16 protein-coding genes are annotated in these 16,295 nt (G+C 44.6%); 11 read left to right on the top strand and 5 right to left on the bottom strand.

Translation table 11 applies throughout. The features are described 5' to 3' along the window. The first annotated feature begins 129 nt into the window (after positions 1-129). Both fur and AB4Z50_RS12560 read left to right on the top strand, forming a co-directional pair. On the top strand, positions 130-609 hold the full coding sequence (fur, locus tag AB4Z50_RS12565) for a ferric iron uptake transcriptional regulator (protein ID WP_339207536.1): 480 nt from the start codon (positions 130-132) through the stop codon (positions 607-609). A 179-nt stretch (positions 610-788) separates the two neighbouring features. Next, positions 789-3,215: a bifunctional diguanylate cyclase/phosphodiesterase gene (locus tag AB4Z50_RS12560; protein WP_441879252.1), complete on the top strand. Its 2,427-nt coding sequence runs from the start codon at positions 789-791 to the stop codon at positions 3,213-3,215. Between the two features lie 58 nt (positions 3,216-3,273). On the opposite strand, the gene AB4Z50_RS12555 is transcribed toward AB4Z50_RS12560, so the two are convergent. Together AB4Z50_RS12555 and AB4Z50_RS12550 are read right to left on the bottom strand one after the other, a co-directional pair. Continuing rightward, entirely contained in the window at positions 3,274-3,459 is a 186-nt protein-coding gene (locus AB4Z50_RS12555; protein WP_441879250.1) for a cysteine-rich CWC family protein, read from the bottom strand. 23 nt (positions 3,460-3,482) lie between these two features. Further along, positions 3,483-4,286 carry a Cof-type HAD-IIB family hydrolase gene (locus AB4Z50_RS12550; protein WP_076268037.1) on the bottom strand — a complete coding sequence of 268 codons (804 nt, stop codon included), beginning with the start codon at positions 4,284-4,286 and terminating at the stop codon, positions 3,483-3,485. A 238-nt stretch (positions 4,287-4,524) separates the two neighbouring features. Here AB4Z50_RS12550 and AB4Z50_RS12545 point away from each other — a divergent pair, with 238 nt between their 5' ends. From AB4Z50_RS12545 to AB4Z50_RS12535, 3 genes are all read left to right on the top strand, one after another. Further along, entirely contained in the window at positions 4,525-5,949 is a 1,425-nt protein-coding gene (locus tag AB4Z50_RS12545; protein WP_441879248.1) for a S41 family peptidase, read from the top strand. Positions 5,950-6,017: 68 nt separating this feature from the next. Next, complete coding sequence (locus AB4Z50_RS12540) at positions 6,018-6,239, top strand: DUF1450 domain-containing protein (protein WP_076268035.1); 222 nt, start codon at positions 6,018-6,020, stop codon at positions 6,237-6,239. Positions 6,240-6,332: 93 nt separating this feature from the next. Next, positions 6,333-6,836, top strand: a complete 504-nt coding sequence (locus tag AB4Z50_RS12535) for a ferritin (protein WP_076268034.1) — start codon at positions 6,333-6,335, stop codon at positions 6,834-6,836. A gap of 92 nt (positions 6,837-6,928) precedes the next feature. Here AB4Z50_RS12535 and AB4Z50_RS12530 read toward each other — a convergent pair whose 3' ends face one another. Continuing rightward, complete coding sequence (locus tag AB4Z50_RS12530) at positions 6,929-7,957, bottom strand: Leu/Phe/Val dehydrogenase (RefSeq protein ID WP_441879245.1); 1,029 nt, start codon at positions 7,955-7,957, stop codon at positions 6,929-6,931. A gap of 222 nt (positions 7,958-8,179) precedes the next feature. Between AB4Z50_RS12530 and AB4Z50_RS12525 the strand changes: the two genes are divergently transcribed. Genes AB4Z50_RS12525 through AB4Z50_RS12505 form a run of 5 tightly spaced genes read left to right on the top strand, consistent with a single transcriptional unit; the run spans position 8,180 to position 12,319 of the window. Beyond that, on the top strand, positions 8,180-9,178 hold the full coding sequence (locus tag AB4Z50_RS12525) for a phosphotransferase enzyme family protein (protein ID WP_441879243.1): 999 nt from the start codon (positions 8,180-8,182) through the stop codon (positions 9,176-9,178). A 60-nt stretch (positions 9,179-9,238) separates the two neighbouring features. Continuing rightward, on the top strand, positions 9,239-10,432 hold the full coding sequence (locus tag AB4Z50_RS12520; protein ID WP_441879241.1) for an NAD(P)/FAD-dependent oxidoreductase: 1,194 nt from the start codon (positions 9,239-9,241) through the stop codon (positions 10,430-10,432). Between the two features lie 37 nt (positions 10,433-10,469). Beyond that, the gene (sigJ, locus tag AB4Z50_RS12515; RefSeq protein ID WP_441879239.1) at positions 10,470-11,351 is read left to right on the top strand and encodes an RNA polymerase sigma factor SigJ; all 882 of its coding nucleotides are present in this window, start codon (positions 10,470-10,472) and stop codon (positions 11,349-11,351) included. A 15-nt stretch (positions 11,352-11,366) separates the two neighbouring features. Then, the gene (locus tag AB4Z50_RS12510) at positions 11,367-11,726 is read left to right on the top strand and encodes a 2,4'-dihydroxyacetophenone dioxygenase family protein (RefSeq protein ID WP_441879237.1); all 360 of its coding nucleotides are present in this window, start codon (positions 11,367-11,369) and stop codon (positions 11,724-11,726) included. 32 nt (positions 11,727-11,758) lie between these two features. Then, the gene (locus tag AB4Z50_RS12505) at positions 11,759-12,319 is read left to right on the top strand and encodes a GNAT family N-acetyltransferase (RefSeq protein ID WP_441879433.1); all 561 of its coding nucleotides are present in this window, start codon (positions 11,759-11,761) and stop codon (positions 12,317-12,319) included. Positions 12,320-12,389: 70 nt separating this feature from the next. On the opposite strand, the gene AB4Z50_RS12500 is transcribed toward AB4Z50_RS12505, so the two are convergent. Both AB4Z50_RS12500 and AB4Z50_RS12495 read right to left on the bottom strand, forming a co-directional pair. Beyond that, positions 12,390-13,376, bottom strand: coding sequence for an HD domain-containing phosphohydrolase (locus AB4Z50_RS12500; protein ID WP_441879235.1), 987 nt, complete (start codon positions 13,374-13,376; stop codon positions 12,390-12,392). An 18-nt stretch (positions 13,377-13,394) separates the two neighbouring features. Further along, on the bottom strand, positions 13,395-15,659 hold the full coding sequence (locus AB4Z50_RS12495; protein WP_441879233.1) for a UvrD-helicase domain-containing protein: 2,265 nt from the start codon (positions 15,657-15,659) through the stop codon (positions 13,395-13,397). Between the two features lie 39 nt (positions 15,660-15,698). Here AB4Z50_RS12495 and AB4Z50_RS12490 point away from each other — a divergent pair, with 39 nt between their 5' ends. Next, entirely contained in the window at positions 15,699-16,259 is a 561-nt protein-coding gene (locus tag AB4Z50_RS12490; protein ID WP_441879231.1) for a GNAT family N-acetyltransferase, read from the top strand. Positions 16,260-16,295: the final 36 nt, after the last annotated feature.

The raw sequence follows: 16,295 nt of genomic DNA, 5'->3' as shown, positions 1-16,295 counted from the left end.
TAATATATGGTATTTGCTAATTTCGCAAAAGTATACTACCATTAAATTATAATCATTCTAAAAGTAAGCCTTTACATAAAGTGGAATGCATTCATGTACTGGCTTTTCAATAAAAGGAGGTAGCTTTGCATGTTAAACATCACAGCAGAAACGGATCGAATAAATCGACATTTGATGGCGAACGGATATAAACTGACAACTCAGCGTGAGATTATATTGCGAGTGCTGCTTGAGAACGAAATGGATCACTTGAGTGCAGAAGGTGTCTTCATGCTCGTAAAGCAGAAAAACTCTGATATCGGTCTAGCGACTGTATATCGGACACTCGAACTGCTCGCTGAGCTTCATGTTGTTGAAAAAATGAATTTCGGGGATGGTGTAGCCCGCTATGACCTTCGCGGTGAGGATCATGAGCATATGCACCATCATCTAATATGCGATGAATGCGGCTCGCTGACAGAAATTAAAGAGGATTGGCTGCTCGAGCTTGAGCAGCGAATTGAACGGGAGTATGGCTTTAAAGTGACGGATCATCGGCTTGATTTTACAGGCAACTATAAGTCATGCAGCAAGGGCCAATGCAAACGGAGAAATAAAGCTGTATCTTAACTTCATAAAGGTTATAAGAAGGGCTTCTCCACTATGTGGGAGAGGCTCTTTTTTGTTTAGTTATGCGGTCGTTGCATGTCTAGCCGTCATCGAAATTTTCAAAAATGTTTCAAAACATTATTGTATAATATAAGAATGCTCTCGCAGATAAACATCTTACATAGAATAGAGGGGATTTAATGGAGCATGTTCATGGAACCTATGATAGTTTATTAGTTATTTTCTCTTATATTATAGCAGTCATGGCTTCATATACAGCACTGGATCTTGCAGGAAGAGTGAGCACCTCCAAAGGAAGCACAAAGCTAAGCTGGCTGATGTTTGGAGCGGCTTCTATGGGGATGGGAATCTGGTCGATGCATTTTGTCGGCATGCTCGCGTTAAAGCTTCCTTTCCCTATAAAATATGATTTGGTTATCGTGCTTATTTCGGTAATTGCAGCGATTGGAGCGGCTTTTACTGCGCTGTATGTTGTCGGCCGTAGTGAACTTTCGAGATCGCAATTGCTAGCTGGCGGATTATTGCTTGCCACAGGCATTACGATCATGCACTATGTTGGCATGTCTGCAATGCTTATACATATAACCTATAATCCGATTATCGTTATGCTCTCTATTTTTATTGCGTTTGTCGCATCCATTACAGCTCTTTGGCTATCGTTTTATTTCCGTAAGGATAGACAGAAAGGACAATGGTGGAAAAAGCTTGGAAGCGGCGCTATTATGGGGGCTGCGATAGTTGGCATGCATTATACGGGAATGATCGCAGCTAATTTTCATACCAGCAATAAGACTGCTTTGTTTCTTGGCGTTATTTTGGACCAAACGTGGCTGGCCTACATTATTGCGTTAGGTATATTTTTTACACTTGGATTATCTTTGTTTGGGATCTATATATCGAAGCGATTTGCCCATAAGGACTCAGAAATTGAACAAAATGAAAAATGGTACAAGTCCTTATACGAAAATAGCCAGGATGGCATCGTGTCTGTTGATTTGCAGTACCGTGTGACTAGCCATAATACGAATGCTTTGAAGATAACAGGTTTCAGCAGCAAGCAGGTTATGCATCAATCGATATCCTCGTTAAGCGGGATTATTGTGCATGAAGATCAAGAACGTGTGAAACAGATGTTTCAAAGATCCTTTAAGGGGGAGACTTTGAATCACGAAACCGCCATCATCCGTGCTGACGGTATGAGAATTGAGCTCAACGTAGCTAATGTACCGGTTGTTGTGGATGGTGAAGTCGTAGGCAGCTATATTATTTTTAAAGATATAACCGCTGAGAAGCGGGCACAGCTGAAAGTCAATCATTTAGCCTTTCATGATGAATTGACAGGTTTGCCGAATCGTCGCAAATTTAATCAAGCGATTGCAGAGACCATAGAACTGAGCAGTACAAGCGATTCACATTTTGCTGTAATGGTGCTTGATATCGACCGTTTTAAAATCATAAATGATTCACTCGGGCATATGGTCGGCGATCAGTTTTTGCAGGAAGTTAGCGGACGCATTCAACAAGCTATCGCAGGGCAAGACGTTATGCTTGCTCGCATGGGCGGAGACGAGTTTACGCTGCTGTGCCGCAATTATGAAACGCAAGACACGATTAAGCGGTTAGCGGAACAGATCATCAGCTGCATCCAAGCACCGTATCGATTAAAGGACAGTGATTTTTATGTGTCCGCAAGTATCGGAATTGCCCTGTTCCCTAGCCATGGACTGGATGCTGTACAGCTGCTCAAAAATGCCGATACAGCGATGTATGAGGTGAAGAAAAAAGGTAAAAACGATTATCAATTTTTCACTGGCGAGCTCGACCGAGTGCTGCAAGAAAAAATCGAATTAGAGGGCGATCTTCGAAAAGCGATCGAACGAGGGGAACTGCTGCTCCATTACCAGCCGCAAATCCGAACAGAGGATCGTGCGATGATTGGTATGGAGGCGCTTGTACGCTGGCAGCATCCAACTAGGGGGCTACTAAGTCCAGGCGTCTTTATACCGCTTGCCGAGGAGACCGGTCTCATTTATGAAATGGGAACATGGGTACTGCGCGAAGCCTGCAAACAAATGCGGATGTGGCATGTACAGGGAGGGCCGCTTATCCCTATATCCGTCAACTTATCTTCGCAACAATTCCATCAGCCTAAACTTGCGGATTATATTATGGCTATACTGCAGGAAACGGGATTGGAGCCGAAATATTTAGAGCTGGAAATAACAGAGAGCATGATGATGGACGCTGCATTGTCCAGCAGTATTTTGAATCAGTTGAATGAATATGGTATTCGCATTAGCTTAGATGATTTTGGGACAGGCTACAGCTCGCTCAGTTATTTGAAAATGTTCCCGATTCAAAAAGTTAAAATAGATCGCTCCTTCATCCGTGATATTACAAATAACAGCGATGATAGAGCCATCGTTTCAACGATCATTGCGATGGCTATGCATTTGAATATGGAAGTTATTGCGGAGGGAATTGAAACGAAGGATCAGCTGGATATTTTAACAGACAATTCGTGCAGAAAGATTCAGGGCTATTATTTTAGCAAGCCGTTGTCTGCAAGTGCTGTGGAAGAACGTTTTTTTGTGCCAGCGCGATAAGCAAGCTTTAAAAAAAGAAGCTGTTTCTAAAAGGTGATTACCTTCCAGAGACAGCTTCTTAATTTTGTTCTTCCGCTGCTTTGCTTAAGCAATTTCGGCAGATGCAGGCTTTGTTTTTGAGCTCCTCAGGAACGGCCTCTAAAAGCGTGCTGGGAAATGATTTCTGGAAGCACCAGCAATCTTTCGCTGCATTGTTTTCTTCCATAGCACAATCGTTTGGCCCATTGCAAAGGGGACAATTCATAAATGCAGTCGCCTCCTTGCTTGTTATTCAGTGACGTTAAGCACAAATTTCTCAATAACGTGGCGAACGCCTTCCTCGTTATTCGACAACGTTACATAGTCTGCAATGTCCTTCAGAGATTGAATGGCGTTGCCCATTGCTACACCAAGTCCGGCAGCGATAATCATTTCATTATCATTCCATGCATCGCCAAGGGCGATTGTTTGGTCCATTGTACAGCCAAGATGCTCGGCCATAAATTTCAGTGCATGTCCTTTAGTGCCTTCCTTATGCATGAACTCTAAATAGTGCGCTTTGGATTTAGTAATATGCACGCGATCACCGATTAGAGGCTTAAGCTGCTCAGCGATTTCATCGAGGCGAGCCGGATCATCGATAATAAGCATTTTGTTCATCGGAAAGTCGAGCAATTTGTTGAAGTCAGGCTCTATTTTGTAAGGGATATTGGCAAGCTTAGAATAAGCTTTGATTTTGTCATTGTCATGAGTGCTGTAAAGCTCATCGTCAACGTAAAGCTGCAGGTGCAAGCCGTTCTCTTCAGCGAAAGCGTGAAGCTCTTTAGCCGCATCAATCGGTACGTTTCTTTCATACAGGACTTGTCCATCAAGCAGTGTTTTGACGAGTGCCCCTTGATAGGTAATAATAGGAACATTGAGTTCAATTTGCTTAGCAATTTTTTGAGCGGAAGCAAACATGCGGCCTGTTGCCAGTGTAACCGTTACACCTTGGGCAATAGCAGCTTCCATGGCACGCTTCGTGCCTTCCGTTACGGTTAGGTCATCCGTTAATAACGTGTCGTCAACATCAATCGCGATAAGTTTATACATACTAGCGGTGAAGCTCCTCTCCAGCTCTCTATATTTAAAAATATAAGAAGTTATAAGTTTCAAATGTATAACTAGGCTTATATTTCGCAGCGAAACGATTGCATACGCCGCCAAGGTCGGCGATAGCCGTTTACGCTTTGATTAGGTTGATTGTAGCTAAAATGATCCAGACATTCAAGACTAGGCTTATGCTTACGAAGTAAGTTTTACTTCGTAAAACTTTTGAGGAGATGAACAGATGAACTATTTTACATCAGCGGCAGCAAAACAAAGATTTCTGACTCTCTGCGTCATGGGAGCTGTATTATTTACTGCTCTTGGCTTTGCAATAGGGTTTTTCTGGATGGGGAATCAGTATCCGATGATCAAGGAGCCGACCTTTAAGCAATTTACGGTTTCATACAACAAAATTATGAATGACTACTTAAACGGTGCTGAGCCGAAGAAGCTGATTAATGGCGCAATTGCAGGCATGGTTGGCTCGCTTGAGGACCCGTATTCCCGGTATTTGGCTGAGGAAAAGGGCAGTGCCTATACCCAGTCCTATGAGGGAGAAATATATGGAATTGGTGCTGAATTGCGCGAAGAGGAAGGCATGTTCATCATTACCGGGCTCACGAAGGGAGCTCCAGCCGAGCGAGGCGGCTTACTGACGGGCGATATCATTCTCTCGGTAGATAATCAGAAGCTGGCTGGAAAGACGTTTGAGGAGCTGCTTGGCCTTGTTAGAGGCAAGGAAGGAACATCAGTCTCGCTGCAGATTCAGCGCCCGAATCAAGTTGAGCCGATAACATTAAAGCTGAAGCGGGAAGCTATTCCAGTACATACGGTAACGTCTGAGCTTCTTGAAGGCGGTATCGGGCATGTTACGATTAGCCGTTTCGCTGAGAAAACTGCGGATGAATTCGAAGCTGCAATTACGGAGCTGCAGGCGAAGCAGCCTCTTAAGGGATTGTTGCTGGATATGCGATCCAATCCAGGGGGATTGCTGCAGCCAACCATTAAGATTGCGAGCAAGCTTATACCGAAAAACAAGGTTATTTTGAATGTCGTGTACAAAAATGAGCGGCAAACGATTTCGTATAAGTCTGATCAGAAGAAGGAATGGAAAGTGCCGATTGTAGTACTCGTGAATGGACAATCTGCAAGCGCGAGCGAGGTGCTGACGGCTGCGTTAAAGGAATCAGCGGGAGCAACAGTTGTCGGTGAAAAAACGTATGGCAAAGGTGTTGTACAAGCTTTTAATCAGTTTAAGGACGGTTCTGTCTTAAGCTTAACGGAAGCGCAGTGGAAGACGCCGGGCGGCACTTGGATTAACAAAACAGGCGTTTCACCGGATTTTGCAGTAGCCCTTCCCGAATATACGAAACTAAGACCGCTTGCGATTGGTACACATATGAAGATAGGCAGCTATGGCGAGGATGTAAAGACGCTGCAGATGATGCTGAAGGAGCTCGGTTATTCTCCTACAGGACAAGAAGGCATGTTCGATAAACAAACAGCAGCAGCATTAACTAAGTTCCAAAAAGCCGAGAAGCTGGAGGCTACGGGCAGTTTCAATGACAAAACGGGGTATAAGCTGCTGGAGCGTCTACGCGAGAAGCTTGGACGCGAGGACAGTCAGCTGATTAAAGGGTTAGAGGTTCTCAAAAACGGCAGTTGACAACGGGGATGATAATCATTATCATCAAATAGGAAGCAAATCCTTCGTTGCGCTGCGGGGTGTATCTTATGAAGAAGATTAAGTATTGCAAACGGAATCTCAAGAACGGTTTGGAGCCGGTTTATAAGGCGATGAAAAATCGATATCCGGATATTAAGCAGAAAAAAAGTGATTGCCTTGGCGATTGCAAAACCTGCAAGCTAGAGTGCTTCGTCGTGGTCAAGTCGAAGACGGTTAGCGCGCCGTCCGCAGAGAAGCTCTATAAGCGATTGAAAAAAATGATCGGGTAGCTTAAATTTCAATAAATTAACAAGAACGGCATTTGCCGTTCTTTATTTTTATGTTAGAATAAGTACAATCTAGGAAAGCTGAGGTGCATAAGCATGAATGATGGATTAGCAGAAGCATTAAATGAACAGATGAATTTTGAATTTTATTCAGCGCATGTGTATCTGGCAATGGCGGCTTACTGTTCAGGTGAAAGTCTTGATGGTTTCGCTAACTTCTTCATTGTACAGGCTGAGGAAGAACGGTTTCATGCAATGAAAATATACAAGTTTCTGAATGACCGTGGTCGTCGTGCTACGCTGTCTGCTCTTGGAGAGCCGAATAACGAATACTCTTCCATTTTGGACACTTTCGAGCAAGGCTACGGACATGAGCAGCAAAATACAAAACGTTTCTATAATTTATCTGACCTTGCGATCAACGATCGCGAGCATGCAACGATCAACTTCCTCAAATGGTTTATCGATGAGCAGGTTGAAGAAGAGGCGTTGTTTGATAACATTATCCATAAGCTGAAACGCATCGACAAGGATAGCAATGCATTCTATATGCTTGATGCTGAGTTCGCTGGACGTTCCTTCACTCCTCCAGCAGTTTAAGCTGGACACCGCAATAATGAATAATAAGGGGATGTGCCGGAAGTAGAGAAATCTACTTTCGATACATCCCCTTTTTTCGATCGAGTGGTTATTCAGCCCTTAAGCAATTGCTCCACAATTCGATTGGCTGCTGCTGCGGTTGAAATTCCATGTTCGTCAGCTGCTTGAAATACGTTCATCAGTATACCATTTATTTTCTCAACCTTTTGCTGTGCTGTCGCAGCATCCCCGCCAATAAGCTCAACAGAGGTTACGATGATGCCGCCTGCGTTAATCACATAATCCGGTGCATACAAAATGCCAAGCTCATGAAGCTTCTCGCCATGGCAGCTTTCGGCTAATTGATTGTTCGCTGCCCCAGCAACAATGCTGCAGTCTAGCTGGCCTAATGTAAAATCATTTAGGATGCCACCTAAGGCACATGGCGAGAAGACATCACAAGGTATGCGCATAATGACGTTTGGCTTGCAAGGCATTGCCCCAAACTCCTCGACAACCTTCTTCACTCGTTTTGAATCAACGTCCGTTACAACGAGCTCTGCGCCCGCATGCTTTAAATAGCGGCATAGCTGATAACCTACTTTGCCTAATCCTTGAACGGCAATGATTTTTTGCTGCATATTTTCGGAACCGTAAACCGTTTTGAGAGAGGCCTGAATGCCAAGGAAAACGCCGTATGCGGTCATTTTAGCTGTAAAATCATTTACTGCTCCGAGCGAACCTGATACATCAGTCACATAGGGTGTCTCGAGGCGAACCCAGTCCATATCCGATACATCTGTACCCAGATCCATACCGGTAATATAGCTTCCTTGCAGGTTTTGAATATGCTGGCCTAGCGCCCGAAACAATATTTCCCGCGAGCTTTGACCGGGTTGGCTTAGAATGACAGCTTTGCCGCCGCCAAATGGCAAACCTGAGATCGCTGATTTATAGGTCATTCCCTGCGCTAGCCGCAGCGCATCGAGGACAGCAGCTTCATCGCTGGCATATTGCCAAAACCGGCAACCGCCGAGGGAAGGACCAAGCTTTGTGCTGTCTATTGCAATAATTGCCTTTAAACCAATAGAACGATCCTGGAGGAAGATGAGCTGCTCATAGCTTTGATTCCATACATCCAAGTGGATTCCTCCTTTGAGGTCTGCCTGTCGCGCTTCTTGTATGTAGTGTATTCATTGCTGCTATTATGAGCTACTTCATGTGTCCCAGCCGCATCAATAAAGCGGGCAAAATTAATCATAGTAATTCTCTACCAGATCGGGCACAAATAATTTGTTATAGTGGAATGGAATAGATTCATCATTTGCAAACAGCTAGGATGAATTCACGATATAAAATAGATAATGAAAAAGGATGAGGTACCCTTGCATTTATTTCCTGTAGCATACTCGCTATTATCAACCGAAGCGTTATTGTCGCATATTAAAGTCCACTATGGCATTCATGAACCCGCTCGTCTGCACTATTTTCTGAGAGGGATGAACGATACTTATATTTTAGAGACGGAGCAAGGCAAATACATATTTAGAGTGTACCGAGCGGACCGGAGAAACCAATCAGAGATTGCTTTTGAGTTAGATTTATTAAACGATCTTCATGCAAAAGGGATAAGCGTGTCCGTACCGATTGAGAAAAATGACGGCACATTTATTAATGAGTTTTTGGTCCCTGAGGGTGTAAAGTTTGGAGTAATGTTTAGTTTTGCTGATGGTCAAGAAAAGCGAATGCAGCATCCAGAAGACAGTCGTCTATTTGGCGCATCCGTTGCTCAAATTCATCAAGCTGCCGACGATTTCACCTCTGAACACACAAGGGGAGAGCTCGATTTGGAGCATTTGATAGACAATCCGCTTCGCATAATTAAGCAACATATGGAAAATCGGAAAGAGGATTATCAATTTCTATATGAGCTGGTTATGCGCTTAAAAGATCAGCTTAACATCCATCTGAAAGCAGGACTGGACTTTGGAATTTGTCATGGGGATTTGCATGGCAATACGAATGTCGCTTTTACGGAAAATGGGACATTGACGCATTATGATTTTGATATTTGCGGTTATGGCTGGCGAGCTTATGACATTGCGGAGTTTAGACTGGCAAGAGAAATTCATAGCAGGCACGATAAAGAAGAGGTTGAACGTCTTTGGGATGCATTTATTTGCGGATACAGAGAAATCAGATCTATAGGCGAAAATGATATTCAAGCGGTTCCGATATTCGTAGCGCTTAGACAGCTTTGGCTCTTTAGCTTATGCTTCAGTGAATCTGAGTTAATCGGAGCAGCTGATTTTGATGACGGATTTATCGACAGCAAGATGGAGTATTTTAGAAATTTAGAGTAGATGTCACAAAAAAACTCATCTTATCGTTATATGTGCAAACATGCACAGGAGCTGATGGAGATGAAAGAGAAAAAGGAAATAACATGTATCATTATTGGCGGCGGTTATGCAGGCATTAACGCCCTCAAGGCAATACGAAAAACATTGCAGCCGGAATTAGGAGCTGGGAAGCTCCGTGTAATTCTGATTGATAAGCAGCCATACCATCTTCGGAAGGTATTGCTGTTCAAGCCGGCTGTCAATGATGATAATATTGTTGTTCCTTTTGGCAGCATGTTTCCGGATGGCGTGGAATTTATTCAAGGAATGGTAATGACCATAGAAAAAAGGGATAAGCGGTTATTGTATAAAGATGAGAGCGGGCAGGAGCAGCATTTAAAATACGATATTCTCATTTTGGCAGCTGGAAGCGTTATTCGTCAGCCCGATGCCGATCAGGGCGGTATTGCCTTGACTGGACTCGCAAGCGCAGCTCATATTCGAGAGCTTTGGCATGAAAACTTGAGAAAAGCGGTAAAGGAAACAAGCCGTGCTGAGCGTCAAAGATGGATGACTGTTGCCGTTGCAGGGGCGGGGATTAGCGGAATCGAATCATCTGCTGAGCTTGTCTATGCTTTGCGTAAGGAAGCAAGTGCACTCGGACTTGATCCGTCAGAGGTGATTCTCTACTTGCTAAATGCGCAGGATAGATTATTTCAGGAGGGACCGGCAAAGGTTGGCATGAAGCTGGAGCGCTTGCTTAAGGGCAGCGGAGTGACCGTTCTGCATGGACGCAAAGCTATTCGTGAGAGGGAAGGGGAACTTCTCTTATCGGATGGTGAGATTTTAAAGGTCGGCTTATGTATTTGGACGCTTGGATTGCTGCCTAATCCGATGCTCAGAAGCATGGGGCTGCCGCTTACCGCAGATGGTCGAGTCATTGTGGACGCTAATTACCGTGTGAAAGAAGCACCTGGGATATACAGCATTGGCGACTGTGCTCAAATTGTTGACCCTGTGAGCGGGCTAACGGATGGGATGACATGCAAGGAAGCGACTGCACAAGCAGATAGGCTGGGGAAGGTCATAACGGCTGATGTAATGGGTCATTCTGCACCTGTTCACAAGAGCTATATTGATTTTTTCTGTTTTGGTCTCGGGCCAGAGCGGGGAATGGTATGGACAAGGCAATGGGGGCTCGACATTGTCATAACGGGGAAGCTTGGATGGAAGGTACGGAAAATGACTTGGGATTATGCGAGTCTCATAAAATGATAAAAGCAGCATTTGTTATGAAACGAGGGATGGTGAAATGAAAGAGCTTTACCTGCAATATAAAGCGCTTTTGTTCAAAATTGCATACCAGCTTACGGGTTCGGCTGCTGACGCTGAAGATATCGTACAGGATGTTTTCGTGAAGGCATATGATATAGATCCAGAAAGCATAGCCGAGCCGAAGGCTTATTTGTGCAAAATGGCGACAAACCGCAGCTTGGATTTGCTAAAGTCTGCCCGAAAGCAGCGAGAGCGGTACGTTGGGCCGTGGCTCCCAGAACCCATTATCACAGAAGAGACGGATGCACTGGATGCCGTTATTCACCACGATTTGTTGTCTTATGCAATGCTGGTTTTGCTTGAAAGGTTAACCCCCTCGGAGCGTGCCGTATTTGTGCTTCGTGAAGCGCTGGGCTTCGAATATTCGGATATTGCAAAGCTAATAGAAAAAAGCGAAGTCAATTGTCGAAAGCTGCTGAGCCGTGCGCGAGACAAAATGGGGATTTCCGAGGCTGAGCCTGTTTATGCGCAGCCTGCAGGTGAAGAATGGGTTCGTCGTTTTGTATTGGAGCTTGCGGAGGGCAATGTGAAGGAGGTCCTTTCTCTGCTTGCAGAGGAGGTTGTTCTCCTTTCAGATGGCGGAGGCAAAGTGTCTGCTGCTATTCATCCTATTAAAACACGCGAAAACGTTTCTCGGTTTCTATTCGGTTTGGTTCAAAAAGGACCACTTGCTGATGGCAGTGTGAAAGCCGAGCTTAGAATTCTGAACGGTCAGACGGGACTTGTTTTACGATCAGATAAAGGAATCGAGGGGGTTACTCTTTTCCATGTGGTGCAGGGGGGCGCACTTCATCTGTACATTGTAAGAAATCCAGATAAGCTGAAACTGTTGGAATTGAATACTGGCGGATCATCATGAGGGAGGTGTCTTCATTTGAAGTTAATTGACGAGACCGTTGTAAAATTAGCAGAAGCCTTTCAACTGCCTGAACGCATATTTAAAATAGATAATTTGCCATGGGTTCCTTTTGATAAAAATCATACCTGTTATTTCAAACCTTTACGCTTTGATCTGAGCACGGGAACATTTATTTATGAGCCGCCCGGAGATATTCATACCCTCATAACGGAAGACGAGGAAGTGCTGACGCTCTTTATATTAGGGGGAGCGCTGCAATACTTCAATGACAACGATGAGATTACCGGACAAGATGATATTTTCACTATACTTCAGAAGTATAAGGATTTTTGCGCACAAAATAATATACATGAAAATCATGAGTTGATTTATTAATGCTGAGAGTAAAAATAGGAGAGATTATTGTGATGACACAACTTGCAAAACACATCATTGAGGGAAATTCGGTATTATTGCGTCCAGCAAAGGAGTCCGATATAGAGGCTTATTTAGCTTTTTTACAAGATTCGGAGATGAACCTGCTGACAGGGTCACAAAAAGCTTTTACAGGTGAGGAAATCGAAGCTTGGATTCGCAAAATTAGCGTCATAAACGAAGACCGATTTGATTCCATGATTATATTGAAGGAAACAGGGGAGCTGCTCGGCGAGGTTGTACTAAATGATATGGATACGATCAATCGCAGCGCGAATATACGTATCGGTATTCAAGGGACGCAGCATCGCGGCAAAGGTTATGGTACAGAAGCGCTGGTTCTCATGCTTAGATACGGATTTGAACAATTGAATTTGCACCGAATCCATCTCGGCGTTTACGCTTTTAATCCGCGCGCCATCCATGTGTATGAGAAGATCGGATTTCATCGCGAGGGAGTAGAGAGGGACGCTTTGTTTATGGATGGGAAGTTTCATGATCTCATTACGATGTCTATATTAGAGGATGAGTTCGACGCGCTATATGGAGCATAAAAACAAACAAATAAAGCGCCAATCGAGGACACGGTTCATTCCATGTTCGGGTTTGGCGCTTTTTTTGCAACTACATTTCGTTAGAATGGAGCGCAAGGAAGGAGTCAACCAGCTCAGGGTCAAAATGCAGCCCGCGCTGTTCACTAATATATTCCAGCGCACGTTCTTCGGACCATTTTTCTTTGTAGGGACGGGTGCTGGTCAATGCATCATAAACATCAACGACGCTGACGATACGTGCTTCAATTGGAATGTTTTCTCCGGCAAGCTGATGCGGGTAGCCGGTACCGTCCCATTTTTCATGATGGTATAAAATAATATTTTTACCCATTTCGAGCTCAAGCTTAAATAAATCATCTGTAAGCTCAGCATAAATTTTATCAATGATATCAACGCCGATTTGGGTGTGCATCTCAACAATATTTCGTTCGTAATAAGCGAGAGGACCAGGTTTATATAGAATACCCTCCGGAATTCCTGATTTGCCGATATCGTGTAAAATGCTCGCATGCGAAATGCGGTTCACGGCTTCCTCCGTCCAGCATAATTGCATGCGTTCATTATGGAAGTGAGTGAGCCGTTCCGTTAAATCCCGCACACGGACGAGATGCTGCTCGATGCCCGGATCACGAATTTCGCAAGAAATGGCGAGCACCTTAAGCATCGAGCTTTGAATGGAACCGATGCGCTCCTCTGGTAAATAGAAGCCGCTCTTTAACTTCTCCAGCTCACGAAAAATACCGATATAATAGGTTACCCCTTCGATTTGCAGAGGTGTTATAGTAATGGAGGAATGCCAAATACTGCTGTCTCTTCGCCGATTAGTTAGTACGCCTGACCATGGCAAGACTTGTTTAAGAGCTTGCTTCATCTGATCATGCGTTTCCTTTGGCGTATAGGATGTTCGCAGGATGCCAGCTTTTTTTCCAGCTATTTCTTGTGATGAGTAGCCCGTAATTTTCTCGTAGGACGGATTGACTGCAAGAATATGATGTTCTATATCTGTGATGATCACAGCATCAGCTAGTTTAAGGTAATGGACGAGGTGTTCATTCATGTTGCAAATCGTTTCTCCTCACTTCTTTTTCTTCGGCAATATCTTTGTGCCTTGCTCCATTGGAGACTGGCATAATGGGCATGCACGAGTCTCTGATTGTGAATCCTCGTACGTAATAATACGCTGCCATACCTCGCAGGAATCGCTAGTACATAACCATGCAAGAGCAGATTCAGTATCACCGTCCTCTTCTTCACCTGACATAAAGGCTGAGCGGATGAACCTTGATAGTTCAGCCGGTTTTCCCCGGTACAGAGCAGGGGAGCTGATATACAACTCCTCTTGGGCTCTAGTGACAGCAACATAGGCGAGTCTTCGTTCTTCCTCCAGCGCTTCTGCCAGTGCGTTGTCGCCCGTTTGAATGGAGCTCCGGTCACTATGCTTATCCGCAGCTAATGCAGAGCTATGCGGTAAAATGCCTTCTGAGGCACCGATGACGAATACAACAGGAAATTCAAGTCCTTTGGATCTATGAATGGACATCAAAGATATCGCACTGCGGTTATGATTATGCTTCTGAAGCTGCTGTACGGCAGCATGCTTGTCCGTAATATCATCAATATAGGCTAGAAAAGCTTCGATGGTATCATACGTGCTCGCCGCAGACTCGAACTCATCAAGCACTTCCTTTAAACCTTCCTTATGCTCCGTCATTTCATGACGCTTGCTCGTTTCAAGAAATTGGTCATAAAAGGATTGGCGAAGCTGCATAATAGCTTCAGCAGGTTTTAATTCGGCCAGCGCTTTAATAAGCTTGATGCGTTCTTTGATTTTGTCTTTCTGAAATTGTTTGATCTGCGGAAATTCAAGCAGATGTATGAGCGGCCATTTCTTAGCACGCTGCTTGTCTTGGTTCCATATGAAAGCCATAGCCTGTTCCCGATTGACATAAAGCGAGGGCAGCAAAATTTCCATTGCATCGAAATTGCGGCGATCCATTGCAAGCCTCAGATGGGCAACTAGCGGCTTTATCGCCCACTGGTCATAAAAGAGCTGGCCGTCGCCGAAGTCGATAAACGGAAGCTCCTTTGTAAGAAGCAGCTCGACGAGCGCCCTGCTGCTGCTCGCAGTACGGAATAAAACAGCAAAATCGCCAAAGGAGCGATTGCCTTGAGCAATTTGCATGCTAATCGTGTCCGTAATGAGCTTTGCCTCGTCTTGCGTCGTCTTGAGCCGTGCATAGGAGGGGCTAACTCCTTTGGGCTTGACAGCAAAGAGCGATTTCTCTTTGCGGAGCTTATTATATTGAATGATAGCATTGCCAAGTCCGACGATTGTGCTCGTTGAGCGGTAGTTAATATCCAGTACATAAGTTGCTGCACCTGGATATTGATGCTCGAAGTTCAATATATAATCGTTTTTTGCACCGTTGAAGGAATAGATCGTCTGATCGTCATCGCCGACGACCATAAGATTGCGATGCTTGTCGGCAAGCATTTGGACGAGCACGTATTGCACCTGATTCGTATCTTGAAATTCATCGATCATGATGTACTGAAAGCGCTGCTGAAGGGTAGCAAGCAGCGCCTTGTCGTCCCTCAGAAGCTTGTACGCTTCAAGCAGCAAATCATCGTAATCGAATTTATCCATCTCTTTCTTCCACTGCTCATAACGAGTGAAAAGCAGCTTTAGCTCTCTTTCCTCCGTTGTAGAAGCAGGAAGGTCTTCGATGTTGATCATCTGCAACTTAATGGCGGAGAGCTGTGCAAGAATGGTTTCGGGCTCATATTCGTTTTGCAGCAAAAGCTCTCGCATCAGACGTTTGAAAAAAATATGCTTTTGTCCGGTTTCACCCAAAATGCCTTGGCGATAGCCGCGCCCTCGCAGCAGTTGGAGGCAGAAGGAATGAAAGGTACGAGCCTCTACGCCGCTTGCTGCTTGCGGATTAAGCACAGGAAGAGCGCGAATGCGGCTTCGCATTTCATCGGCTGCTTTTTTGGAAAAAGTCATTAATAAAATATGCTGCGGCAAGGCGCCTTGCACAGCCAGCAGATAAGCAGTTCGGCATACGAGTACAGACGTCTTGCCCGATCCTGCTCCTGCCAGCGTTAGTGCGGCTCCTTTGTTATGGCGAACAGCGGCAATTTGAGGCCTATTGAGTGATATGCCGAATTGCTCTAAAGACCGGAAGAAGCCGGCATCCTTCTGGCTTGCATCAACAAGCTGAAGGCTCGTTTCGGCTTCTGCTTGCTCGGCAAAAGGAACCTGACTGTTCCGAATGCCTATGGGAAATGTATAATAGACATGACTCACAACTTCATCACCTTTAAGAATAATATTCACTTATTATAACAGAACATTAAAAGAATGAGGGATGACATCATGATTGAACAAGCTGTGAAAGAAGACTTAAAAGAAGTAATGCCGCTGCTGCTATCTGCGATTGGCCACATTGCCTACACCTTGGCAGGAACTGAGGATGATTCTGAAGTAGAGCGCATCCTTGGCGATTTTTATGTTCGCGAGGACAATCGGATTAGCTATAAGCATGTCCTTGTCGATAGGAGAGAAGATGGCATTGCAGGTATGCTTCTTAGCTATTCAGGCGATGGGGCTGCAGAGCTGGATGTGCCATTTGTTACACGTCCTGGGCGAGATAAAGGTGTGCGTGCGGATGAGACGATTGCTGTTGAGGCACAAGAAGGCGACTTTTACTTGGATTCCATCGCAGTCGCCGAACGTTATCAGGGGCAGGGCATAGCTAAAGCGCTAATTAGCGCTTTTGAACAGAAGGGTGAAGAGGCTGGATGCAGCAGGCTGTCGCTGATTGTAGAGCCAGAAAATACGAGAGCTTATGCGATTTACAAAAAGCTTGGTTTTACTGAGGATGGTACGATTTTAGTGAGCGGAAGTCCTTATATCCGAATGGTAAAAATCAAGTAATTGTTCAATAAGTTAATTATGGAATAAAAAGGGTTT

Source organism: Paenibacillus sp. 2TAB26, from assembly GCF_052115145.1.
Taxonomy (GTDB): domain Bacteria; phylum Bacillota; class Bacilli; order Paenibacillales; family Paenibacillaceae; genus Pristimantibacillus.
Note: the sequence above shows the minus strand (reverse complement) of the source record. Positions and strands in the feature narration are given on the sequence as shown.

Coding starts and splice junctions, on each gene's coding strand:
- fur (WP_339207536.1), top strand. CDS start 130: ATGTTAAACATCACAGCAGAAACGGATCGAATAAATCGACATTTGATG.
- AB4Z50_RS12560 (WP_441879252.1), top strand. CDS start 789: ATGGAGCATGTTCATGGAACCTATGATAGTTTATTAGTTATTTTCTCT.
- AB4Z50_RS12555 (WP_441879250.1), bottom strand. CDS start 3,459: ATGAATTGTCCCCTTTGCAATGGGCCAAACGATTGTGCTATGGAAGAA.
- AB4Z50_RS12550 (WP_076268037.1), bottom strand. CDS start 4,286: ATGTATAAACTTATCGCGATTGATGTTGACGACACGTTATTAACGGAT.
- AB4Z50_RS12545 (WP_441879248.1), top strand. CDS start 4,525: ATGAACTATTTTACATCAGCGGCAGCAAAACAAAGATTTCTGACTCTC.
- AB4Z50_RS12540 (WP_076268035.1), top strand. CDS start 6,018: ATGAAGAAGATTAAGTATTGCAAACGGAATCTCAAGAACGGTTTGGAG.
- AB4Z50_RS12535 (WP_076268034.1), top strand. CDS start 6,333: ATGAATGATGGATTAGCAGAAGCATTAAATGAACAGATGAATTTTGAA.
- AB4Z50_RS12525 (WP_441879243.1), top strand. CDS start 8,180: ATGAAAAAGGATGAGGTACCCTTGCATTTATTTCCTGTAGCATACTCG.
- AB4Z50_RS12520 (WP_441879241.1), top strand. CDS start 9,239: ATGAAAGAGAAAAAGGAAATAACATGTATCATTATTGGCGGCGGTTAT.
- sigJ (WP_441879239.1), top strand. CDS start 10,470: ATGAAAGAGCTTTACCTGCAATATAAAGCGCTTTTGTTCAAAATTGCA.
- AB4Z50_RS12505 (WP_441879433.1), top strand. CDS start 11,759: ATGACACAACTTGCAAAACACATCATTGAGGGAAATTCGGTATTATTG.
- AB4Z50_RS12500 (WP_441879235.1), bottom strand. CDS start 13,376: ATGAATGAACACCTCGTCCATTACCTTAAACTAGCTGATGCTGTGATC.
- AB4Z50_RS12490 (WP_441879231.1), top strand. CDS start 15,699: ATGATTGAACAAGCTGTGAAAGAAGACTTAAAAGAAGTAATGCCGCTG.